This window comes from Streptomyces sp. NPDC057694, assembly GCF_042799415.1.
Lineage (GTDB): Bacteria > Actinomycetota > Actinomycetes > Streptomycetales > Streptomycetaceae > Streptomyces.
Genome location: NZ_JBHVIX010000004.1, coordinates 478,076 through 501,138 on the forward strand (window position 1 = coordinate 478,076; position 23,063 = coordinate 501,138).

Annotated in this window: 21 protein-coding genes, 1 rRNA gene and 1 riboswitch; of the genes, 7 read left to right on the plus strand and 15 right to left on the minus strand. The window is 69.1% G+C overall.

Translation table 11 applies throughout. The features are described 5' to 3' along the window. The first annotated feature begins 106 nt into the window (after positions 1 to 106). Positions 107 to 295: a hypothetical protein gene (locus tag ACFVDP_RS14345; protein ID WP_146614723.1), complete on the plus strand. Its 189-nt coding sequence runs from the start codon at positions 107 to 109 to the stop codon at positions 293 to 295. 109 nt (positions 296 to 404) lie between these two features. Beyond that, a complete protein-coding gene (locus tag ACFVDP_RS14350; protein WP_383488478.1) occupies positions 405 to 833 on the plus strand; it encodes an SRPBCC family protein in 429 nt (142 codons plus the stop codon). A 141-nt stretch (positions 834 to 974) separates the two neighbouring features. Here ACFVDP_RS14350 and ACFVDP_RS14355 read toward each other — a convergent pair whose 3' ends face one another. Beyond that, entirely contained in the window at positions 975 to 1,604 is a 630-nt protein-coding gene (locus ACFVDP_RS14355) for a PadR family transcriptional regulator (protein ID WP_353941225.1), read from the minus strand. A 146-nt stretch (positions 1,605 to 1,750) separates the two neighbouring features. On the opposite strand from ACFVDP_RS14355, the gene ACFVDP_RS14360 reads away from it, so the two are divergent. Continuing rightward, positions 1,751 to 2,566: a PhzF family phenazine biosynthesis protein gene (locus tag ACFVDP_RS14360; protein WP_383488482.1), complete on the plus strand. Its 816-nt coding sequence runs from the start codon at positions 1,751 to 1,753 to the stop codon at positions 2,564 to 2,566. Positions 2,567 to 2,617: 51 nt separating this feature from the next. On the opposite strand, the gene ACFVDP_RS14365 is transcribed toward ACFVDP_RS14360, so the two are convergent. Beyond that, the gene (locus tag ACFVDP_RS14365; protein ID WP_383488485.1) at positions 2,618 to 3,418 is read right to left on the minus strand and encodes a CPBP family intramembrane glutamic endopeptidase; all 801 of its coding nucleotides are present in this window, start codon (positions 3,416 to 3,418) and stop codon (positions 2,618 to 2,620) included. Positions 3,419 to 3,606: 188 nt separating this feature from the next. Between ACFVDP_RS14365 and ACFVDP_RS14370 the strand changes: the two genes are divergently transcribed. Then, positions 3,607 to 5,379, plus strand: a complete 1,773-nt coding sequence (locus ACFVDP_RS14370; RefSeq protein ID WP_383488488.1) for a substrate-binding and VWA domain-containing protein — start codon at positions 3,607 to 3,609, stop codon at positions 5,377 to 5,379. On the opposite strand, the gene ACFVDP_RS14375 is transcribed toward ACFVDP_RS14370, so the two are convergent. Continuing rightward, on the minus strand, positions 5,380 to 6,900 hold the full coding sequence (locus ACFVDP_RS14375) for a glutamate--cysteine ligase (RefSeq protein WP_383488491.1): 1,521 nt from the start codon (positions 6,898 to 6,900) through the stop codon (positions 5,380 to 5,382). It abuts the gene before it with no gap. Positions 6,901 to 7,431: 531 nt separating this feature from the next. On the opposite strand from ACFVDP_RS14375, the gene ACFVDP_RS14380 reads away from it, so the two are divergent. Together ACFVDP_RS14380 and ACFVDP_RS14385 are read left to right on the plus strand one after the other, a co-directional pair. Beyond that, positions 7,432 to 8,019 (plus strand): hypothetical protein, encoded by a 588-nt coding sequence (locus tag ACFVDP_RS14380; RefSeq protein WP_383488494.1) that lies wholly within the window; start codon positions 7,432 to 7,434, stop codon positions 8,017 to 8,019. Between the two features lie 364 nt (positions 8,020 to 8,383). After that, entirely contained in the window at positions 8,384 to 8,584 is a 201-nt protein-coding gene (locus ACFVDP_RS14385; RefSeq protein ID WP_383488590.1) for a DUF5999 family protein, read from the plus strand. Between the two features lie 154 nt (positions 8,585 to 8,738). Here ACFVDP_RS14385 and gcvP read toward each other — a convergent pair whose 3' ends face one another. Next, positions 8,739 to 11,627 carry an aminomethyl-transferring glycine dehydrogenase gene (gene gcvP / locus ACFVDP_RS14390; RefSeq protein WP_383488497.1) on the minus strand — a complete coding sequence of 963 codons (2,889 nt, stop codon included), beginning with the start codon at positions 11,625 to 11,627 and terminating at the stop codon, positions 8,739 to 8,741. 183 nt (positions 11,628 to 11,810) lie between these two features. Then, positions 11,811 to 11,907, minus strand: a riboswitch (glycine riboswitch). A gap of 114 nt (positions 11,908 to 12,021) precedes the next feature. Here gcvP and ACFVDP_RS14395 point away from each other — a divergent pair. Continuing rightward, entirely contained in the window at positions 12,022 to 12,396 is a 375-nt protein-coding gene (locus tag ACFVDP_RS14395; protein WP_383488500.1) for a PRC-barrel domain-containing protein, read from the plus strand. Positions 12,397 to 12,609: 213 nt separating this feature from the next. Here the strand turns inward: ACFVDP_RS14395 and ACFVDP_RS14400 are convergent, their stop codons facing one another. The 11 genes from ACFVDP_RS14400 to rrf form a co-directional block, all read right to left on the minus strand. Next, positions 12,610 to 14,010, minus strand: coding sequence for a DNA polymerase IV (locus tag ACFVDP_RS14400; RefSeq protein ID WP_383488503.1), 1,401 nt, complete (start codon positions 14,008 to 14,010; stop codon positions 12,610 to 12,612). Between the two features lie 46 nt (positions 14,011 to 14,056). Further along, complete coding sequence (locus tag ACFVDP_RS14405) at positions 14,057 to 14,677, minus strand: MerR family transcriptional regulator (protein ID WP_383488506.1); 621 nt, start codon at positions 14,675 to 14,677, stop codon at positions 14,057 to 14,059. A 206-nt stretch (positions 14,678 to 14,883) separates the two neighbouring features. After that, a complete protein-coding gene (locus ACFVDP_RS14410) occupies positions 14,884 to 15,357 on the minus strand; it encodes a bifunctional nuclease family protein (RefSeq protein ID WP_005475662.1) in 474 nt (157 codons plus the stop codon). 86 nt (positions 15,358 to 15,443) lie between these two features. Next, complete coding sequence (locus ACFVDP_RS14415) at positions 15,444 to 16,178, minus strand: MerR family transcriptional regulator (RefSeq protein WP_383488509.1); 735 nt, start codon at positions 16,176 to 16,178, stop codon at positions 15,444 to 15,446. Between the two features lie 27 nt (positions 16,179 to 16,205). Beyond that, positions 16,206 to 17,150, minus strand: coding sequence for an FHA domain-containing protein (locus ACFVDP_RS14420; RefSeq protein WP_383488593.1), 945 nt, complete (start codon positions 17,148 to 17,150; stop codon positions 16,206 to 16,208). Positions 17,151 to 17,232: 82 nt separating this feature from the next. Beyond that, on the minus strand, positions 17,233 to 18,108 hold the full coding sequence (locus ACFVDP_RS14425) for a DUF881 domain-containing protein (RefSeq protein WP_383488512.1): 876 nt from the start codon (positions 18,106 to 18,108) through the stop codon (positions 17,233 to 17,235). Positions 18,109 to 18,113: 5 nt separating this feature from the next. After that, positions 18,114 to 18,446 (minus strand): small basic family protein, encoded by a 333-nt coding sequence (locus ACFVDP_RS14430; RefSeq protein WP_111663691.1) that lies wholly within the window; start codon positions 18,444 to 18,446, stop codon positions 18,114 to 18,116. Then, a complete protein-coding gene (locus ACFVDP_RS14435) occupies positions 18,443 to 19,345 on the minus strand; it encodes a DUF881 domain-containing protein (RefSeq protein ID WP_383488515.1) in 903 nt (300 codons plus the stop codon). The genes ACFVDP_RS14430 and ACFVDP_RS14435 overlap by 4 nt, the downstream gene beginning before the upstream one ends. Before the next feature lie 90 nt (positions 19,346 to 19,435). Beyond that, positions 19,436 to 21,931 (minus strand): sugar phosphate nucleotidyltransferase, encoded by a 2,496-nt coding sequence (locus tag ACFVDP_RS14440; protein WP_383488518.1) that lies wholly within the window; start codon positions 21,929 to 21,931, stop codon positions 19,436 to 19,438. 113 nt (positions 21,932 to 22,044) lie between these two features. After that, a complete protein-coding gene (locus ACFVDP_RS14445) occupies positions 22,045 to 22,653 on the minus strand; it encodes a CDP-alcohol phosphatidyltransferase family protein (protein WP_383488520.1) in 609 nt (202 codons plus the stop codon). 132 nt (positions 22,654 to 22,785) lie between these two features. Then, a 5S ribosomal RNA gene (rrf, locus tag ACFVDP_RS14450) occupies positions 22,786 to 22,902 on the minus strand. Positions 22,903 to 23,063: the final 161 nt, after the last annotated feature.

Consider the following 23,063-nt stretch of genomic DNA (forward strand, 5'->3'; position numbering starts at 1 on the left):
TCCTCCTTGCGGATGACATCGCGGGGTTTTCCCGGAGGGGCGCGACGCCTTTCTCGCAGCGCCCCGAACGCAACCGCAACCCCCGCGCCCCTCGTCCGTCACAGTCATGGAGAGCAGGTGCTGGCTCGTGGCGCTGCCCGCGACCGACGGCAGGCTCTACGTGTACCGGGTGTACGCCCCGGACGACGCGCTGCCCGCCGACCTGTTCTGGGACGCCTGGCACTGCCACGACGAGGGCCCGCACCCGCGCGCGTACGACCTCTTCGACGCGGCGGAGATCCAGCTCCTGAGCTGAGTGCACGGGCCCCATATTTCTGACGGTTCATCAGTATTGAATGTTCGAGGCCGCCCGGCTACGTTCCGCGACGACGCATCATGGCTCACTACTCGTAAGGGGTGGCCGCATGGCCGAAGTCAGCGCGGAAGCACGCATCGAGGCACCGGCCGAGAAGGTCTGGGCCAAGCTCACCGACTTCTCCGTGTACGGAGAGTGGAACGCCACCCACACCAGCTTTCCGAAGGGGCCCCCGACCTCGCTCGAACTGGGCGGCCGGTTCGAGGAGAACATGAAGCTGATGGGCTTCCCGGCCGAGGTCACCTGGACCGTCGAGGACCTGGCGGACACCCGCACGCTGGCGATCAGGGGCAAGGGCCCGATGGGCGTGAACGTCGGCACGCGCTACACCCTGACCGCGGACGGCGACGCGACGACGGTCCGCGTCGACGGCGAGTTCACGGGCGCGGCCGTCTCCCTGATGGCGGGCAAGCTGAAGGACTCGGCGACGGCGGCGCTCAACGAATCACTGCGCAAGCTGTCCGGCCTGGTGACGTGACACGACCGCCGCCCGATCCCGTACGCGGATGACTCCCTGCCCGCATGACTGCGTACGCACATGAAGAGGCGCCCCGCACATCTCGTACGGGACGCCTCTTCGTCTGTCTGCCCCCGGCATCGGCCTGGGCCCGCACGGGGCTCAGTCCTCGTCGGCGAGGATCAGGTACAGCTTCTTGCGCGCGTCGTTGATGACCGCGAGAGCCTTCTCCCGCTGCCCCTTGCTGCCGGTCTTCCAGACCTGGCCGAACGCCTCCATCAGACCGAAGCCGGCCTGCCGGATCTCGTTCATGGCCTCCCAGTCGACGCCGCGCCCCGCCTCTTCCCAGGGAGCCTCGGGGCCCTCCTCGGCGGCGGTGCGGCCCGCGTCGGTGAGCGAGAACAGCTTCTTGCCGCCCTCACTGGCACTGGCGATCAGGCCCTCGTCCTCCAGCAGCTGGAGCGTGGGGTAGACGGAGCCGGGGCTCGGCTTCCACGCGCCGCCGCTGCGCTCGGCGATCTCCTGGATCATCTCGTAGCCGTGCATCGAGCGGTCCTTGAGCAGCGCCAGGATCGAGGCGCGCACATCGCCGCGCCGGGCCCTGCCGCGCGGGCCGCCACCGCGACCGCCGCGACCGCCCCAGGGGCCGCCGGGGCCGGGGCCGAAGCCTGGCCCGAAGGGTCCGAACGCCCGCCGGCCCTCGAAGCCGGGGCCGCCCTCGAAACCGGGACGGCCTTCGTGGCGGCCGGGTCCGTAATGTCCATGTCCGTGGTCGTGTCCGTGGGTACGCATGAGAATCAGTCCTTTCACAAACCGATCGTGGGTTTCGTTGAACGCGATCATTGACCGATCGCGATGCCTCAACGATATATCGGAACAGTTCGTTTGGCAACACTCGTCTCGGCAGGCGCCCTGGGAGTTCGTCTAACGTCCCTGACATGCGGATTCGAATCGTGGACGCCTTCAGCTCCCGCCCCTTCACCGGCAACCCGGCCGGGGTCCTGCTCCTCGACGCCTTCCCCGACGACGAGTGGCTGCAGAACGTCGCGAAGGAGGTCAACCACGCCGAGACGGCCTTCGCGTACCCGCTCCCCGAGGGCGGCGACGCGGACTGGGCCCTGCGCTGGTTCACGCCCGCCACCGAGGTCGCCATGTGCGGCCACGCCACCCTCGCGACCGCGCACGTACTGCACTCCACGGGGACCACGAAGGGCCGGGTCCGGTTCGCCACCCTCAGCGGGGTCCTCGTGGCCACGCCGAACGAGGACGGCTCACTCACCCTGGACTTCCCGACCGCGCCCCTCACCGAGGAGCCGGTGCCCGCCGGCCTCGCCGAGGCGCTCGGCGCCCGGCCCCTCGGCGTGCGCGACACCGGCCCCTCGGTCGGCGACCTGCTGGTCGAACTCGCCGACGAGAGCACGGTCCTGGCCCTCGCCCCGGATCTCAAGGCGCTCGGCGCGCACTCCGCGCGCGGCATCATCGCCACCGCTCCCGCCGACGACCCGGCACGGGGCTACGACTTCGTGTCCCGCTGCTTCTTCCCGAACGTCGGCGTCGACGAGGACCCGGTGACCGGCAGCGCGCACACGGCGCTCGCCCCGTTCTGGGCCGAGCGCCTCGGCCGCACCGACCTGACGGGCCTCCAGGCCTCGGCCCGCACCGGCCTGGTCGGGGTCGCCCTGCGGGGCGAGCGCACGCTGCTCACCGGATCCGCGGTGACCATGATCGAGGGTGAACTCAACAGCCGCCCGTAGAGGGGGCGAGGTCGTCCATGACCGCCGGGCCACCGGGAGCGCGCGGGGTGATCAGGCGGTCGGCAACCAGTCCACCTTCCCCGCGAGCAGCGCGTATCCGACGAACGCGCCGACGTCCAGCAGGGTGTGGGCCACGACCAGGGGCCCGACCCGCCCCCACCGCCGGTACAGGAAGGCGAAGACGACGCCCATCGCGAGGTTCCCGAAGAACCCGCCGATGCCCTGGTACAGGTGGTACGAGCCGCGCAGGACGGACGACGCGACGAGCGCCGTGCCGGGCGTCCACCCCAACTGCCCCAGCCTGCGCAGCAGATAGCCGACGACGATGACCTCCTCCAGGACGGCGTTCTGCGCCGCCGAGAGGATCAGCACCGGGTACTTCCACCACACGTCGGGCAGCGCCTCGGGCACCACGGTGAGGTTGAACCCGAGCCCCCGGGCCGCCAGATAGAAGGCGATCCCGCAGCTGCCGATCACGGCCGCGATCGCGGCGCCGCGCGCCGAGTCGAACCACGGCCGCGTCCGGTCGAAGCCGATCGTGCGCAGGCTCCGGCCCTCCCGCAGCAGGAGGTGGGCGACGAGCGCGACGGGCACCAGCGCACTGGCGATGCCGAACAGCTGCCACGCCAGATCAAGCCACGGACGCCCGGGCGCAGCCGACGCGTTGAGGGTCGCCGCCTGGTCCTTCAGACCACCCGGTTTGGTGACCGAACCGACAAAGCTGATCAGCGCGGACACGCCACTCGCACCGAGCGAAAGCCCCAGAACGAGCAGCGTCTCGTCCCGGAGAAATCGCCGTGAAAGCCGCTCGCCGGGAAAGGATTCGGCCACAGCCCCTGGTTCCACCTGCACACCTGCCTTAGTTGTGTATTCCCGCCTCATCCCTCACGTCGCCCCGCTAGGGTCTCGAATGCAGGTACGAAGATCGCGCGCGACAGGCCGAGGGGACGGGGCGCCGCAGTCCGGCGAACCGCTCCCCTTCCTTGCTTCACCGCTTATATCGCAACTGCCTTTACGGCTCAGGGAGGGGCTCCAACGTCATGGGACGTCACAGCAGCATGCCCGACGAGTACGGGACGGCCACGGCCGACCACCGGCCGCGAAGACGCGGCCGCACGGTGGCCATCGCCACGGCTCTGGTCCTCGTGGTCGCGGCAGGCACGACCGTGGCGCTGCGCAGTGATCTGATCCACCTCGGCGGCTCCTGCGGAAAAACGGTCCATCTGAGCGTGGCCGCCTCCCCCGACATCGCTCCCGCGCTGCGCGCCGCCGCCACCCACGCCAGGGAGCAGGAGCTCACCTCGGACGGCGCCTGCCTCGATGTGGCCGTCTCCGCCCGCGACTCGTACAAGGTCGCCGACGCCCTGCGCAGCGGCAAGGGCGAGGAGGACTTCCAGGTCTGGGTCCCGGACGCGGAGCTGTGGATCAAGCGGGTCGAGCAGAACGACAAGGCCACGAGCGTGTCGGCGACGGGCAATGTCGCCACATCGCCGATCGGTGTGGGCATGGTCCCGTCGGCCGCCAAGTCCTTCGGGTTCCCCAAGAAGACGTACAGCTGGACGGAGCTGGCGGGCGCCGCGCTGCAGGACAACAAGCTCCGCCTGGGCGCCGCCGATCCGGCCCGCAGCGCCACGGGGCTGCTCACGCTGACCAAACTCGCCGCGGCCTCGGCGAAGTCGGGCGACGACGGCACCCAGGCCGCCGCCATGGCGAAGATCCTCTCCCAGCGCACGTCCGACAGCGACGGGCAGCTGATGGACACGGTCGCCCGTGACGACTCCGGCACCGAACGGGGCAACCCCAAGCGCAACGAGGCGCTGGTCCTCTCCGAACAGGCCGCCTTCGCACACAACGCCGAGGTGGGCGACTCCAGCGCCCTCGACCTCTTCTATCCCAAAGACGGCTCGCCCGAGCTCAACTACCCCTTCACCCTGGTCGACGAGTCCTCCCTGAGCACCGAGGAGAGCCGCGCCGCCGTCCGCTTCATGACGCTGCTCAACACCACCGACGGCCACCGGATCCTGAGCAAGTACGGATTCCGCAACGAGGACGACTCCGTCGTGAAGTCGGTCGCCGAGGGCGCCGGCGGCCGCGCACCGCAGCCCTACACCGAGGCCGCCTCGGAACCGGCGACGGACGAGCAGCTCGAACAGACCCTCGGCATGTGGACGATCACGGTGCAGAGCGCCCGCGTCCTCGTGGTCGTGGACGCCTCCGGCTCGATGGCGAACCCGGCGCCGGGCCGTGCCCAGTCCCGGATGGAGGTGACGAAGGCCTCGATGCTGGCGGCCCTGTCCACCTCCTTCACCGACGAGGACGACATCGGCCTGTGGGAGTTCGCGACCAAGCTCGACGGCGATCGCGACTACAAGAAGCTCGTCCCGACCGCGCGTCTCGGCGACCGCAGCGGCTCCAGCACCCAGCGCGAGCGCCTCTCCGCCGCGTTCGCCTCCCTCCAGCCGGTGGCGGACGGTGCGACGGGCCTGTACGACACGACACTCGCCGCCTACAAGGACGCCAAGGCGACGTACAAGAAAGGCAAGTTCAACGCCGTGGTCGTGGTGACCGACGGCGTGAACGAGGACCCGGGCTCGATCTCCCGCAGCAATCTGGTCCAGCAGCTGCAGTCGCTGACCGACATCGAGCAGCCGGTGCCGCTCATCGCGATAGCCGTCGGCCCGAACACCGACAAGGACGAGATCCAGCAGATCGCCGAGGCCACCGGCGGCTCGGGCCATCAGGTCAGCGACCCCGCCGACATCCAGCAGGTCATCCTCAAGGCCATCATGGAAGCGGGCGCGCGGACCAACTGATCAGCGCAGCGGCACGGCGGGCTCCGGCAGTCCGACGGGCCAGGTGTGGACCGGTTCGCCGACGTGCATCAGCTCGGCGTACCGGCGGGTGGTCGCCGCGAGCGCCGCGTCCCGGGCGAGTCCGCTCTCCAGCGCCCGGTGGTACGTCGCGGCCTGCCACTGCGCCCCGTTCGTCCGCCGGACGCACCGCTGCTCGATGACCCCCAGATAGAAGTCCCGGTCGGCGGGTTCGACCCCCCACGCGTCCAGCCCGGCGGCCGCGAGCGGCAGCAGTTCGTCGCGTACGAGCGTCACGGCGGCCACCTTCTCCGTGCCGCCGAACCGGCCCCGGCGCGGCCACTCCAGACGCGCCTCGATCCCGTACCGGCAGGCGGCGTCGAAGTTCCGGGACGCCGCGGCGAAGGAGAGCCGCGACCACACGGGCCGCGCGTCCTCGGCGAGGGCCCGTACGACGCCGTAGTAGAAGGCGGCGTTGGCGATGACGTCGGTGACGGTGGGCCCGGCCGGCAGCACCCGGTTCTCCACCCGCAGGTGCGGCACCCCGTCGGCCACCCCGTACACCGGCCGGTTCCACCGGTACACGGTGCCGTTGTGCAGCACGAGTTCGGCGAGGCTCGGTGTGCCGCCCTTGTCGATGACCTCCAGCGGCTGTTCGTCGTCGATCAGGGGCAGCAGCGGCGGGAAGAATCGCAGATTCTCCTCGAAGAGGTCGTACGCGGATTCGATCCACCGCTCCCCGAACCAGGTCCGCGGCCTTACTCCTTGCGCGACGAGTTCCGGCGGCCGGGTGTCCGTCGACTGCTGGAAGAGTGGCGGCCGCGACTCCCGCCACAGCTCGCGCCCGAACAGGAACGGCGCATTGGCACCGAGTGCAATCTGTACGGCGGCGACCGCCTGCGCCGCGTTCCACACATCGGCGAATCGCCCCGGTGTGACCTGGAGATGCAGCTGCACCGAGGTGCACGCCGCCTCCGGGGCGATCGACGCGGAGGTGCAGGTCAGCCGCTCCACGCCGTCGATGTCGAGGGAGAACTCCTCGCCCCGCGCGGCCACGATCTGCTCGTTGAGCAGGGTGTAGCGGTCGACGTCCGACAGATTCGCGGAGACCAGATCCTCCGCGCTCAGCGTCGGCAGAATACCGATCATCACGATCCCTGCGGCGACCTCATTGGCTTTTCGGTGCGCATAGCCGAGACCGGTCCGCAGCTCCTCCGCCAGCTGGTCGAGCACTCTCCCGCCGAGCCGGTGCGGCGCAATATTGACTTCGAGATTGAACATGGCGAGTTCCGTCTGGAAATCGCGGCTCGCGATCCTCTCCAGAACCTCGGCATTCATCATTCTCGGCATACCGTCGGGGCCTGCGAGATTCAATTCGATCTCCAGGCCCATGAGATTCTTCGGCCGGTCGAACCTCTTCTCGTCCAGCAACCTCTGGAGCCCCTCGAGACACTCCCTGTGCTTGTCCCGGTAGCGCCGCCGGTCCCCCGGAACGACCGCACCCGCAACGACCTTCTCCCCCATGGAAGCGTCCCCTCCTCGCATGGGCAGCCCGCCCACCCGGCCGCATGTCACGGTGGATGATGCCCAGGCAATGTGATCGATAACGCCCCGCTCGGGCCCGCGGGGCAGTACGCTCCACGCAGTTACCCCGAGGCACATTCCTTAGGCATGCGGCCGCACGCAGATTCACGGGGCAGGGATCTGGTGAAAAACGCCGACGAGAACCGGCCGACCGCTTGACCGAAGGACACCGAGGTCACGGTCGGGGCCCTCACGGAAACGGCGAGAAATGCCCGCAAAATATCGCGGGAACTCCGGCTGATTAAGGACTTGCCGGCGCCCTGAGGTCTGGTAGCCGAAACATCGCGTGAACATACGTCGTATAAACTCCGCGAACGAGACAGAGTGTGGGCGCCCGTGGCCTATGCCCCCGCCCTCTCTGGCCCGCCACGCACCTTCTGTGTACTCACGTGCCCCCAGCAGCAGACAGCGCCGTCCGCTCTCCCGCACCGCCCTCGCACCACGTGCCTGTCGAATGAGAGGCGACCCACCATGCCGCTGCATGTCCCTCCGGCCCCCGCGCCCGCCCTGCGCACCGTCCTCACGGCCCTCGGTTCCCCCACTGCCGTCCGTGAGGCCCGCACCCCGTCACTGCGTGCCGCCCAAGGGCCCGCGAGCCCCGAACTACCGCTTCCCGTCCACGTCCTGGACCACATCACCGAGACCACGGGCCCCTCGCGCGCCCGTCTCACCGGCTGGCGTTTCCTGATCCGCTGCGGGGAGCGGGCGGTGGCCGCCGCCGACACCATGCTCACCCCCGACGGCTGGGCCTTCTCGCACTTCTTCGAAGGCCCGTACATCACCTCCACCGAACGCGCGCTGCGCCAGGCGGAGGCCCTGCCCAAGCACTACCAGCCCCGACTGCTCTCGGTACCCGAGCTGTACATGCTCACGCTGTGGCTGCACGGGGACCGCGATGCCGACCCCGCGACGGGCCATCCGGCGGCCGACGACATCCTGGTCCCGCTCGCGCCGGCCCCGCCCGGCATCGCGGCCCACCGGCCGCACAGCGTGGCCGAGTTGCTGCCGGTCCTCACCCTGCGTCTGACGCCGGCGCGGGCCACGACCCTGCTCGCCTGACGCGACCGGACACCACCCGCTCGACCCGCTCGAAGACCTGTGCCCCGCGCCGTCCGCCGTCCGGTCGCGGGGCACAGCCCTGTCCGCACCCTCCGCACCCGCTCACCCCGACCGGACTAGCCCCATCCGGCCACCCCGAACCACCCGAAGGGACAGTGCTGTTGAGCTGAACCGTCCGCACGGGTGACGCGTCTCCAACCTGTGAGGACCGCTGCTACGAAATCCCTGCGGATTGACGCCCACAGGGCAACACTGGGTTCCGACCGACTGACAACGGGGGGCGGCCATGAACAAGCCTTCAAGCCGCAGCACGGACAACGACGCGACCGTCATCGACATCACTACGCAGCGAAAGATCCCATCCATGTGCCAGCACCAGCCGCCGTGCCCGACAGCAGACTCCGCGGACCGGGAGGCCGCCCTTCCAGTGGCCCACCACCCGGAGCAGGGCTGGAGCCTCCTGTGCAACGGAGTCCTGCTCTTCGAGGACACCGGCGAACTGCTGCCCAACGGCAAGATCATCGCCCCCCACCGTCCCCTGGGCCCGGTGGTAACGGCGGCCTAGCGCCCGGCTAGGGGCGCGCCCCGCAAGGGGCGCGGGGCTGTACCCATATGCGGCTCCGCCGCGCGAGCGCGCCCAGCCAAGGCGCCCCGTAAGGGGCGCGGGGAACTGCGCGACCAGCCACGACGAACCGGTGGCCGCGCAGCCACCCCACCCTTTACGCCTCGTAGGCGTCCATGGGCGGGCACGAGCACACCAGGTTCCGATCACCGAACGCCTGGTCGATACGCCGCACCGGGGGCCAGTACTTGTCGGCAGCGACCACCCCAGCAGGGAAGACCCCTTCTTCCCTGCTGTACGCGTGCGCCCACTCCCCACCAAGCATCCCGGCCGTATGCGGAGCATTCCGCAGAGGATTGTCGTCGGCCGGCCACTCGCCGGAGGCGACCCGCTCGATCTCCCCCCGGATCGCGATCATCGCGTCGCAGAACCGGTCGAGCTCGATGAGGTCCTCGCTCTCGGTCGGCTCGATCATCAGCGTCCCGGCGACGGGGAACGACATGGTCGGCGCGTGGAACCCGTAGTCGATGAGCCGCTTGGCGATGTCGTCGACGCTGACCCCGGTGGCCTTGCTGAGCGGCCGCAGATCGATGATGCACTCGTGCGCGACCAGCCCGCCGGGCCCGGTGTACAGCACCGGGAAGTGCGGCTCGAGCCGCTTGGCGATGTAGTTGGCCGACAGCACGGCCACCTGCGTGGCCCGCTTCAACCCCTCGCCACCCATGAGCCGGACGTACGCCCACGAGATCGGCAGGATCCCGGCGGAGCCCCACGGCGCGGCGGAGATCGGCCCGACCCCCGTCTCGGGACCGGCGCTCGGCTGCAACGGGTGGTTCGGCAGGTACGGCGCCAGGTGCTCGCGCACCCCGACGGGACCGACGCCCGGACCACCGCCACCGTGCGGGATGCAGAACGTCTTGTGCAGGTTGAGGTGCGAGACGTCGCCGCCGAAGTGCCCCGGCTTGGCGAGCCCCACCAGGGCGTTGAGGTTGGCGCCGTCGACGTAGACCTGACCGCCGGCGTCGTGCACGGCGGCGCAGATGTCCGCGACGTGCTCCTCGAACACCCCGTGCGTCGACGGGTACGTGATCATGAGCACGGCGAGCTGGTCCGCGTACTGCTCGATCTTGGCGCGCAGGTCCTCGACGTCGATCTCGCCGTCGTCGGCGGTCCTGACGACGACGACCTTCATGCCGGCCATGACGGCACTCGCGGCATTGGTCCCGTGGGCGGAGGACGGAATGAGGCAGACGGTCCGCTGCTCGTCCCCGTTGGCCCGGTGGTAGCCGCGGACGGCGAGCAGCCCGGCGAGTTCGCCCTGCGATCCGGCGTTCGGCTGGAGCGACACCTTGTCGTACCCGGTGACCTCGGCGAGCCGCTCCTCCAGCTCACGGATGAGCGTGAGGTAGCCCTGCGCCTGCTCGGCCGGCGCGAAGGGGTGCAGCTGGCCGAACTCGGGCCAGGTGACCGGCTCCATCTCCGTCGTCGCGTTGAGCTTCATCGTGCAGGAGCCCAGCGGGATCATGCCGCGGTCCAGCGCGTAGTCACGGTCGGCGAGCCGGCGCAGGTAGCGCAGCATCGCGGTCTCGGACCGGTACTGGTGGAAGACGGGGTGGGTGAGGTAGTCGTCGCCGCGCTGCAGCGCGCCCGGCAGCGCGTCCTCGGTCGAGGCGTCCAGCACCTGGATGTCGGCGCCCCCGACACCGAAGGCCTCCCACACGATGCCCAGCTGGGCCCGGGTGGTGGTCTCGTCGCACGCGGCCGAGACATGGTCGGCGTCGACGAGCCGCAGATTCACCCCGCTCTCCCGCGCGGCGCTCACCACGGCGGCGGCGCGGCCCGGCACCCGCACGGTCACGGTGTCGAAGTACGCCTGGTGCACGACCTCGACTCCGCCCGCCGTCAGACCGGCGGCCAGCAGGGTGGCGTACCTGTGGGTGCGCCGGGCGATGGACTTGAGTCCGTCGGGCCCGTGATAAACGGCGTACATCCCCGCCATCACAGCGAGCAGCACCTGCGCGGTACAGATGTTGCTGGTCGCCTTCTCACGACGGATGTGCTGCTCACGCGTCTGAAGAGCGAGCCGGTACGCCTTGTTCCCGTCGGCGTCGACCGAGACACCCACGAGCCGGCCCGGCAGCGACCGCGCGAACTTCTCCCGGACCGCCATGTAACCGGCGTGCGGACCACCGAAGCCCATGGGGACGCCGAACCGCTGCGTCGTACCGATGGCGATGTCGGCGCCCAGCTCGCCGGGCGAGGTCAGCAGCGTGAGAGCGAGAAGATCAGCGGCAACGGTGACGATGGCGCCCAGCTCGTGCGCCTGGTCGATGACGGGCTTGATGTCCCGCACGGCGCCCGAGGCCCCCGGGTACTGCACGAGTACGCCCACGACACCGCGCTCGGCGACCTCGGCGGGGATCCCGTCGCTCAGGTCGACGACGACGATCTCGACGCCGGTCGGCTCGGCCCGGGTCTGGATGACGGCGGTGGTCTGCGGCAGCGCGTCGGCGTCGACGACGTACACCCCGTTCTTGACCTTGCCGATGCGCCGCGACAGCGCCATGGCCTCGGCGGCGGCCGTGCCCTCGTCGAGCAACGAGGCGCCGGAGGTGGGCAGACCGGTCAGCTCGGCGACCATGGTCTGGAAGTTGAGCAGCGCCTCCAGGCGGCCCTGCGAGATCTCCGGCTGGTACGGCGTGTACGCCGTGTACCAGGACGGGTTCTCCATGACGTTGCGCAGGATGACGGGCGGCGTGAACGTCCCGTAGTAGCCGAGCCCGATCATCGAACCCAGCACCTGGTTGCGATCGGCGAGGGACCTGAGCTCGGCCAGCACCTCGGCCTCGGTGCGCGCGCTCGGCAGCTCCAGGGCGTCGGCGCTCTTGATCACATCCGGCACCGCGGCCGCCGTCAGCTCGTCGAGCGAGCCGTAGCCGACCTGCGCGAGCATCTTGGCCTGCGCGGCGTCGTCGGGACCGATGTGGCGCTGCTCGAAGGGGATTCCCTGCTCCAACTGCGAGAGCGGAATTCGGTTGGCGGTCATGGCGGAGGCCTCCTGGTCATTGCGACCTGCGAGGGGCACCACGGCGCTGGTGCCCGGACGGCCTCCCCCTCTGTCATCTCAACCTGAGAGCTTCACCGGCCGCCCGCCCGATCACGGGGCACACCGGCTTTCACCGTCGGTGAGAGCGGGCACTGCGCACCCCGCCCTGCTTTCCAGAGTGACCTCGTCCGTGCGGTACAGGGGCCTGAGAGATTCCGGGGAGGATTTGCTCCTTCGGCGCCCTCCGACGACAGTCGGGGGACTCTCCCGCACGGGGTCAGCAGCCACTCGCCAGCCTACCAGCGGCGACATGGCCGTCACCCTCGAGTGGCCGCCCGCCCCAATGTGCTCTTTCGTAGTGCTTACAGACGAGTTGCGACCAGCTGGAGGGCCCGTGCAGACCGACATCGATCCGCGCAACCTGATCGGCCGCAAGGCGCTCGACCGCAACGGAACGAAGATCGGCACCATCGACGAGGTCTACCTCGACGACGCCACGGGCGTTCCGGAGTGGGCGGCGATACGAACCGGCCTGTTCAGCCGCGACGCCTTCGTCCCCCTGGAGCCGAGCGAACTGGTCGACGGCGCCCTGCACGTCCCCTTCGAACGCTCCCTGATCAAGGACGCCCCCGACTTCGGCGTGGGCCGCCACCTCTCCCCCGAACAGGAACTGCAGCTCTACCACCACTACGGCCTGGATGTAACGGCCCCCGAGGACCCGGACATGACCTTCGGCCACATCGCAGGAACAACCGAAGACCCGACGTAAGCCCGGTAAGGGGCGCGGGACCGTACCAACATGCGGCTCCGCCGCGCGAGCACGACCAGCCACAACGCCCCGTAAGGGGCGCGGGACCGTACCAACATGCGGCTCCGCCGCGCGAGCGCGACCAACCACAACGCCCCGTAAGGGGCGCGGGGAACTGCGCGACCAGCCACGACGCACGCGCACCCGCCATCGCACCCCGTCCCGGCAGACGCATCAGCGCACGACGGGCACCTCAACAAGCGGCAACGGATCAGCGGCCTCCAGCAATGGATCGTCAACAGAAAACGTCCGCACCCGCCCCGGCTCCACCGAATAGGGCGTCTCGAACCGCACGGTCACCCGCCCGACCCCACTCCCCTGCACCCACCCGGCCCCGAACTCGGCATGCCGCACATCGAGCCCCGCCATCCACCGCCGCACAGGGGGCTCCTCACCCACATCTCCGTCCGCCACCTCAGCCACAGCTGCCTCCTGCCCAACCGCAGCCGCACCCGCAACCGCACCCGCCTCCTCCGAAGCGGAAGCGGAAGCGGCAACGGCGGCAGCCGCCTGAGCAAACAGATCCTCCTGCGTGAAGTCGGCAAGCCCCGTGACCCCGACCCCCAGCAACCGCACACCCCCGGTGGTGTCCACGCCCTCCAAGAGCCGCGCAGCAGCCTCCCGCACCACCCCCGGATCATCGGTGGGCCCCCGCAGCGTCTCGGACCGCGTCAGGGTCGAGAAGTCGTACCGCCGCACCTTGAGGACCACGGTCCGCCCGGATCTCCCGGCGGCCCGCAACCGCTCCACACACCGGTCGGCGAGCCGCTGCACCTCGACACGGACCCGCACCCGGTCATGGATGTCCACGTCGTACGTGTCCTCGACGGACACGGACTTGGAGTCCCGCTCGGCGACGACCGGCCGCTCGTCCCGCGCGAGCGCCATCGCGTACAGATGGGTGCCATGGGCCTTGCCCACCATCCGTACGAGCTCGTCCTCGCCCGCCTCGGCGATCTCCTCGACCGTGTGGATCCCGGCCCGGCGCAGATGGTCCCCGGTGGCGGGGCCGACGCCCGGCAGGATCCGCACGGACTTGGGCCCGAGCATCTCCCGCTCGGTCCCCGGCGGTATCAGCAGCAGCCCGTCCGGCTTGGCCTCCTCGGAGGCGATCTTCGCCAGCATCTTGGACACGGCGATCCCCACGGATCCGCTCAACCCGGTCACCCGTCGAATATCGCGGCGCAACTGCAGCCCCACGGCTTCCGCGGACCGCGCGTCCCAGGCCCTCTCACCGGCCTCCAGATCGACGAACGCCTCGTCGAGGCTCAGGGGCTCCACGAGCGGCGAAAGCTCCCGCAGGAGGGCCATCACCTGCTCGCTGATCTCCCGGTACAGCCGGAACCTGGGCACGAGGTACGCGGCGTTCGGCGCGAGCCGCCGCGCCTGCCCCATCGGCATGGCGGAGTGCACCCCGAATCTGCGCGCCTCGTACGACGCGGTGGCCACGACCCCGCGCGGCCCGAGCCCGCCCACGACCACCGCTTTCCCGCGCAGGCTGGGCTTCGCCGCCTGCTCCGCGGAGGCGTAGAAGGCATCCATGTCGAGATGCAGAATCGTCGGTGCGGTCCTCACCCCTCCGATGCTGCCCTACGCCACTGACAACGCGGCCGCACGACCGTCACACGGCCCGGCCCCGCCGCCTCGCGAGTTCGTCCGCGGGATTGGTCCTGACGATGGTCTCGCCGGTGTCCACGCGCTCCCCGTGCAGCTGCGACAGCGCGCTCTCCACGTCCCGCCAGACGACCCCCACGGCGATGCCGAAGATCCCCTGCCCGCCCTGGAGCAGGTCGTGGACCTCGTCCGGCGACGTGCACTCGTACACCGTGGCGCCGTCGCTCATCAGGGTCATGCGCTCCAGATCCCGGAAGCCCCGCTCCCGAAGATGCTGCACCGCCGTCCGGATGTTCTGGAGGGAGACCCCCGTGTCCAGGAACCGCTTCACGACCTTCAGGACGACGACGTCCCGGAAGCTGTAGAGCCGCTGCGTCCCCGACCCGTACGCGGGCCGCACACTGGGCTCGACCAGGCCGGTCCTGGCCCAGTAGTCGAGCTGGCGATACGTGATGCCGGCCGCCGCGCACGCGGTCGGTCCCCGGTATCCGATCTGCTCGGACGTCGCGTCGCCATCCGCCCCCGCCACCGCAGGCACCGCCTGCGGGCGCTGCGGAGTGTGATCGGCCGCGCTGCCGTGAAACGAGTACGGACCGCCCGTCGCCGTACCGTCGCCGCTGCTTCTCACGCCGACCTCCTCTTATGACCTGCCTTCTCGACGGTAGGCAGTCACTGGGGGTGCGTCAACGAACGCCACACTCGCCACGCCGAGTGATAATCACCCTAAGAGTGGTTTCCCGTACCCCACCGCGGGGAAAGGCTAGCCGAATGCGCGGAGGCGGCCGCCACCAGGCGACCGCCTCTCTTCACGACCCGCGGGTCGCTATGTACCACTCATTGGCTGTTCGTCCCGAAATCCTCGGGCGAGATCTGGTCGAGGAACTCGCGGAACTTCTCCACCTCGTCCTCCTGCTCGTCCGGGATCGCGATCCCGGCGTCGTCCAGGACCCCGTCACTGCCGAAGATCGGCGTACCGGTCCGCAGGGCGAGGGCTATGGCGTCCGACGGGCGGGCGCTGACCTCCACGCCGCTCGCGAACACCAGCTCCGCGTAGAAGACGCCTTCCCGCAGGTCCGTGATGCGTACTTCCGTGAGCTCCTGTCCGACCGCCTCCAGCACGTCCTTGAACAGGTCGTGCGTCAGCGGACGCGCGGGGGCCATGCCCTGCTGAGCGAAGGCGATGGCCGTCGCCTCCCCCGGTCCGATCCAGATGGGGAGGTAGCGGTCGCCTCCCACTTCACGCAGGAGCACGATCGGTTGGTTGGAGGGCATTTCGACCCGGACACCTACGACGTCGAGCTCGTTCACACAGCAACCCTAGGACGTGCCCGGCAGGTTTGGGTAGTCGGGCATGCGCCGCATGCCGGGCCGGCAGCGCTCACCCGCCCCTGCGATCAGGGAAGACGCACCCCGAGAGCGGTCTGCACAAGTGCCGCGTGCAGCTTCACCGTGAGTCCCGCGAGCTCCTTTGCGCGCGCCTGCGCGAGCGTCCTGGTCTGCGGGTTGCGGTGCACCTTCAGCGGTGCGACGACCGAGTCCACCAGGCCCGCCTCGCGGTCCGCGGCGGCCCGCATGAGCCGCAGGTGGCGCGGGCCGATACCGAACCGGCCCAGCTCACCGATCAGCTCGGCGACCAGCACGGCGGAGGCGTCGTAGCCGCCGTCGGGCAGCGGAGCGATCAGCCCGTAGGACTCCCACTCGCCGAGCTCCGCCTCGTCGACGTCGGCCGCGGCGAGCAGCTCGTCCCGGCCGACGCGGGCGGCGGTCGGAGCGTCGCCGCTCTCGTCCACGGCCGCGTCACCGGGCCGTCCCGGCGCGGGCACGGGCAGGGTCTCGCCCCGCTCCAGGGCGTCGAGCTGCTCCTTGATGACCTTCAGCGGCAGGTAGTGGTCCCGCTGCATCCGCAGGACGTGGGCGAGTCGCTCGACGTCTTCCGGGCTGAACTTGCGGTAGCCCGAGGGCGTCCGCTGTGGCTCGATGAGCCCCTCCGACTCCAGGAACCGAATCTTGGAGATCGTGACTTCGGGAAACTCGTCGCGCAGCACGTTCAGTACGGTGCCGATGCTCATCAGCCGACTGTCCGCGGTGGCGGTGCCGCTGCCGGCACCGCCCCTCGGTGTGTGAAGCATGGACCTTCCTGACGGTTCGCTGGTGGGTCAGATACCTCGCTGGGTCGCCGCGTAGAAGACCAGCCGGTACTTGCCGATCTGCACCTCGTCGCCGTTGTTCAGCGTCACCGAGTCGATGCGCTCACGGTTCACGTACGTGCCGTTGAGGCTGCCGACGTCGGCGACGGTGAACGAGCCGTCCTGGACGCGACGGAACTCCACATGGCGGCGCGACACGGTCACGTCGTCCAGGAAGATGTCGCTCTGCGGGTGGCGCCCCGCCGTCGTCAGCTCACCGTCGAGGAGGAAGCGGCTGCCCGAGTTCGGGCCGCGCCGCACCACCAGGAGCGCCGAGCCCAACGGCAGCGCGTCGACCGCGGCCTGCGCCTCGGGCGACAGGGTCGGAAGCTGCGTCTGACCGGTGGCCTCGGGGTCATAGGACTCAAGACCGGAGATGGAGATCGTGGAGGTGGTCTCCGACGGCCCCTCGGCCGCCGCCCCGCCCCGCAGCGGCGCACCGCAGTTGGAGCAGAACCGGCTGTTCTCGCCGTTCCTGTTCCCGCACCTCTGACATACGAGAGCCGACATGGACGGATCCTCCTGCCGCGGCTGCCCCGCGGGGGCTTCGGACGCGTACGGGCCAGGGCCAAACCCTCCACCCGTACTTGAGGTTGACGGTTCCCCGAAACCTATGCGGCCGGAACCGGCAGGGTCAACAGCCGACGCGCCCTGTCCGCCCGAATTGTCACCACCGACCTGATCCCGGAAGAGCGGGCGCTCGCCCACCTGTGTCTCCGGCACGTCTCCCTGGCGCGACGCACGGTGACGACCATCCTCACGTGCGCTCTTGCCGAACAACTTCGCAAACAACTTCACGGGCGATTCCCCTTGACCGAAACAGACCCGCCCGTGGGGCAGGACGAACCCTGACTGCACACATCGGCGTACATCACGAACACGGACATCCTCACAACGTCCGTATCCGACAAACAGTTTCCACCACGCACCCCGCCTACGGTGCGCCGACCCCCCGCAACCTCATGCCCTCGCACTACATCCCCCATGCACACGCGCCTCACTGGGAGGACGACCGAGCGTAATCAGGCTGTCGCGCCGCTCGCAAGGCGTCCACGACGATCTTCTCCGAACGGCTCACGTCCACGGTGGCCTGCTCCTTCTCCAGCGTCTGCACCACGCCTCCGGGGATGTTGAGGGCCGGTTCGAGGTCCTGCGGCTTTCCGATCACCTTGAACGTGTACGGCTGGGTGATCTTGTGTCCATCGACGCTGACCCCCTTCCCTCCGGTTCCGTCCGTCAGGTACGTGTTGGCCACGACACGCACCCCGTTCACCTGGATCGCCTCGGCGCCCGCCGCTCGCAGCTCCTGGATCGCGTCGAGCAGCATGTCCGCCTCGACGGCCCCCTTCGTGTCCCTGACGGTCATCGTGATCCCCGGACCCTGTGCCGCCACGGTGCCCGCCAGAATGCCGAGTTGACGTTCCTTCTCGACAGTCTGTTTACGGGCCTCCTCGGCCTGGTCCGAACTGTTCTCCAGCTCGGTGCGCTGGTCCTCGAGACCTTGCTTCTCATCTTCCAGACGCTGAGTCCGGTCATCGAGTTCATCGAGGATGCGCACAAGATCTTCCTGGCGCGCACCGCGCAGAGCGCTGTTGTCGCTGTTGGACCGCACCTGGATGGCGAGTCCGAGGCCCAGTACGAACAACAGCACGGCGACGGTGAGTTGAGCGCGTGACACGCGCGGCGGCCACAGCCCCTTCACCAGCCGCTGACGTCCGGTCAGCTTCGGCTCGCCCTCCGGCTCCGCCCTGGCCTCCTCCGGCACGGTCGCCCGGACCTCGGCCGGCAGCTCTTTGCGCAGCCGGTACGGGGGCTCGGCGCCCTCCGGCGTCTCCCCCGGCTCGGGGGGCGGTGGAGTCTCGTCCGGATTCATCGGCCTCACGCCCGGAACACGTGCCGCCGGATGGCGGCGGCGTTGGAGAAGATCCGGATGCCGAGCACCACCACGACACCGGTCGACAGCTGGGCGCCCACGCCCAACTTGTCGCCCAGGAAGACGATGAGCGCGGCCACGACGACGTTCGACAGGAACGACACGACGAACACCTTGTCGTCGAAGATCCCGTCCAGCATGGCGCGCAGCCCGCCGAACACCGCGTCGAGCGCCGCGACGACGGCGATCGGAAGGTAAGGCTCCACCACCGCCGGAACCTCGGGCCGGATGAACAACCCGACCACGACTCCCACGACGAGGCCCAGTACGGCGATCACGATGTGCCCTTCTGCTCTGCTCTCGGCTGTGCTGTACGTACGATCACGCTCGGCGCGGCGGGGATCTTGACGTCGTCCTGGGTCGAAATGCTGTTCCGGATCCCGAAGTTCTCCGTCAGGGCATGCAGGTACAACCCGTCGGAACTGTTCTGGAACCGGGTGCTCAGCCGCTGCCCGTCCCCCACCGCGAGCACCGTGTACGGCGGCACCAGCGGCTTGTTGTCGACCAGTATCGCGTCACCGGCGGCCCTGATGGCGGACAGTGCGGTGAGCCGCTGCCCGTTGATGCTCACGGCTTCGGCCCCGGACTGCCACAGGCCGTTGACGACGCGCTGCATGTCACGGTCGCGCACCCGCCCCGTGTCGGAGAAGTCGGCGCTCTCGCGCGGACCGCCGGTACCGCTCTGGGCGGATTTGGCATCGTCGACGACGAGCTTGACGCCCGGCCCGTGGACGGCGACGGCCCCCGACAGCATCCCCACCAACTCGCCCTGCTCGCCACCGTGTTTCTTCAGCGCCTCGCGCTGCTTGTTCCCCACATCGGTGCGCAGCGAGTCGACCTGGCCCTCGAGCCTGTCCGCGGACTCGGTCTCCCGGTCGATACGGTCGATCAGCTCGTCGCGCTCCTTGGCCACGACCGGCGCCGCGATCCGGGCCTGCGCGGCCCCCACGGTGACGACCAGTGCGGCCAGCACCAGGCCCGCGGCGAGCCCCAGCTTCGCCCGCAGAGTCTTCGGCAGCCCGCTCTGCCCCTGGGCCCGCTTGCGGGCCGCGGCCTCCGCGTACCCGTCGTCCAGGCTGTGGTCCATCACGTTCGTCAGCAGCGACATGGACGCATCGGGGCGCCTGGGGCGCTTGGGGCTGCTCCGAACGGGGTGCTGCTGCGGCATGCCGCACATCGTCGCACGTCGTGCCCGCTACCTCCGAATGGCCCCACGGACGGGCCGGTCACCGCCCCCATCGGAGCGTGACCGGCCCCCGTACCGGGCTCAGCGGCCGGCGCTGTCCACGATGGCCGTCCACTCGTCGAGCAGCGCCTGCGCGGAGGCGTCGTCGGGGCCCTCGGCCCACAGGTGGGTGACGGCCTCGGCCGGGTCGGGCAGCACCATGACCCAGCGCCCGTCGGCCTCGACGACCCGCACGCCGTCGGTGGTGTCCACGGACCGGTCGCCGGCCGCTTCCACGACCCGGCGCATGACGAGACCCTTGACGGCCCACGGTGTCGCCAGGTCCCGCTTCAGCACATGGGCCCGCGGGATCCGCGCGTCGATCTGGCTCAAGGTCAGCTGAGTCCGCGCGACCAGTCCGATGAGCCGGACGAAGGCGGCGGTCCCGTCGAACACACTGCTGAACTCGGGCACGATGAATCCGCCGCGCCCGTCGCCTCCGAAGATGGTCCCGTCATCGCGTCCCACGCGCGTCAGGTCGTCGGGCGAGGTCGTCGTCCACTCCACCTGCGTCCCGTGGTACGCGGCGACCTGCTCGGCGATCCGGGTGGTGGTGACCGGCAGCGCGACCCGCCCGCTGCGGCGATCGGCGGCCACGAGGTCGAGCATCACCAGCAGCGCCCGGTCGTCCTCGACGATCCGCCCCTTCTCGTCGACGAGCGAGAGCCGCTCACCGACCGGGTCGAACCGGACGCCGAAGGCGGCCCGCGCCGAGGCGACGATCTCCCCGAGCCGGACGAGTCCGGACCGCCGTCCGTCCGCGGTCTCGGTGGGCCGCGACTCGTCGAGCCCCGGGTTGATGGTCAGCGAGTCGACGCCGAGCCGCCCCAGGAGGCTGGGCAGCACGAGCCCGGCGCTGCCGTTGGAGGCGTCGACGACGACCTTGAGCCCCGCGTCGGCGATCCCCTTGGTGTCGACGTTCCTGAGCAGCGATCCCGTGTACGAGTCGAAGACGCTCGAAGGGAAGTGCAGATCGCCGATCTCTCCCGGGAACGCCCTGCGGTACTCCTGGCGTGCGTACACGCGATCGAGCTTGCGCTGGCTGCCCTGCGAGAGGTCGGCTCCTCTCTCGTCGAAGAACATGATGTCGACGGAGTCCGGTACTCCGGGCGTCGTACGGATCATGATCCCGCCGGCGCTTCCCCTGGCCGTCTGCTGCCGGGCCACGGGCAGCGGCACGTTCTCCAGGTCCCGTACGTCGATGGCGCTGGCCTGCAAGGCGGAGATGACGGCCCGCTTCAGCGCTCGCGCACCGCGGGAGTGGTCGCGGGCGGTCGTGACGGTCGACCCCTTCTTGAGGGTCGTCGCATACGCTCCGGCGAGCCGCACCGCGAGTTCCGGCGTGATCTCGACGTTGAGGATCCCGGAGACACCACGGGCCCCGAACAGATGGGCCTGCCCGCGCGACTCCCAGATCACCGACGTGTTGACGAACGCGCCGGCCTCGATCGTCTTGAACGGATAGACCCGCACGTTGCCCTGGATGATCGATTCCTCACCGACGAGACATTCGTCCCCGATGACGGCACCGTCCTCGATCCGGGCGGCCCGCATGATGTCGGTGTTCTTCCCGACGACACAGCCGCGCAGATTGCTGTGCTGCCCGATGTAGACGTTGTCGTGGACGACGGCCTTGTGCAGGAAGGCCCCGCTCTTCACGACGACGTTCGAGCCCACGACGGTGTGTTCGCGAATCTCCACATCGGCTTCGACCTTGGCGTAGTCACCGATGTACAGCGGCCCGCGGAGCACGGCGTCGGGGTGCACCTCGGCGCCCTCGGCGACCCAGACACCCGGAGACATCTCGAATCCGTCGAGTTCGACGTCGACCTTTCGTTCGAGCACGTCGGCCTGGGCCTTCACGTAGCTCTCATGCGTACCGACGTCTTCCCAGTACCCCTCGGCCACGTATCCGTAGACCGGCTTGCCTTCCTTCATCAGCTGCGGGAAGACGTCACCGGACCAGTCGACGGGCACATCCGCTTCGACATAGTCGAAGACCTCGGGCTCCATGACATAGATGCCCGTGTTCACAGTGTCCGAGAAGACCTGTCCCCACGTCGGCTTCTCAAGGAATCGTTCGACCTTCCCCTCTTCGTCGACAATGGTGATGCCGAATTCCAGAGGGTTGGGAACGCGCGTCAGGCATACGGTGACGAGCGCACCCTTTTCCTTGTGGAAGTTGATGAGCTCGGTGAGGTCGAAATCGGTCAGAGCGTCACCGGAGATCACGAGAAACGCATCATCCTTCAGCGCCTCTTCCGCGTTCTTCACGCTTCCGGCGGTGCCGAGTGGCTTCTCCTCGTTGGCATAGGTGAGCTCCATACCGAGCTCTTCGCCGTCTCCGAAGTAGTTCTTGACGAGCGAAGCCAGGAACTGAACGGTGACTACGGTTTCGCTGAGCCCATGCCGCTTGAGCAACCTCAGCACATGCTCCATGATCGGCCGGTTGGCCACCGGCAGGAGCGGCTTGGGCATACTCGAGGTCATGGGGCGAAGGCGTGTGCCTTCGCCTCCGGCCATCACGACGGCCTTCATGTCGGAAGCGTCCTCCTTGAGAGACGACGGTCTAGCCGACTGTGCCCGTCATGAATCGCTCACCGCCAGGACAGCGGGAGCGACCTCGTCTCCCTCGACGCGCATTGGCGAGCTCAATCGGCCGTGGAGTCCGCCTTGACAACTCGGCGGACCTGGACCACGTAGAGGATCCCTGCCCACCAATACAGCGTTGTACCCCATCCGGCGAACGCCCATCCGAAAATAGCAGCGAGTTCATGGATCCAGCCACTTCCGTCGCTGAGCAGCAAGAGCGGGAACGCATACATCAGGTTGAAGGTGGCCGCCTTGCCCAGGAAGTTCACCTGGGGCGGCGGATAGCCGTGCCGCCTGAGGATCCCCACCATCACCAGAAGAAGCAGTTCTCGCGCAAGCAGTGCAGCCGTCAACCAAATGGGAAGGATGTCGCGCCAGGTCAGCCCGACCAACGTGGACAGAATGTAGAGCCGGTCGGCAGCGGGATCGAGCAGCCGGCCGAGGTTGCTGATCTGATTCCAGCGGCGCGCGAGCTTCCCGTCGAGATAGTCGCTGATGCCGCTGAGCGCGAGCACGAGCAGCGCCCATCCATCACTCTTCGGCCCGCCGAACTCTGGCCTGAGGATCAGCCACAGGAACAGGGGTACGCCGACGAGCCGCGCCATGCTGAGGATGTTCGGGATGGTGAGGACCCGGTCTGTCTGGACACGGGTCTCTTGGACCTCCACCCGGGGGCCTCCTGGGTAAATAAGCCAACGATGCCCCCTGACTTTACCCTCAGCCCTGCCCGGCGGACGCGAGGGGTCCCTCCAAACGCAGAAAACCCCCGTGCCGATGGCACGGGGGTTTTCTCAAAATTTGTTCGGCGGCGTCCTACTCTCCCACAGGGTCCCCCCTGCAGTACCATCGGCGCTATAAGGCTTAGCTTCCGGGTTCGGAATGTAACCGGGCGTTTCCCTCATGCTATGACCACCGAAACACTATGAAACTGTCAACCGCACCACACCGTGACCATGGCATGGGGTTGTTCGTGGTTTCAGAACCAACACAGTGGACGCGAGCAACTGAGGACAAGCCCTCGGCCTATTAGTACCGGTCACCTCCACACCTCACGGTGCTTCCAGATCCGGCCTATCAA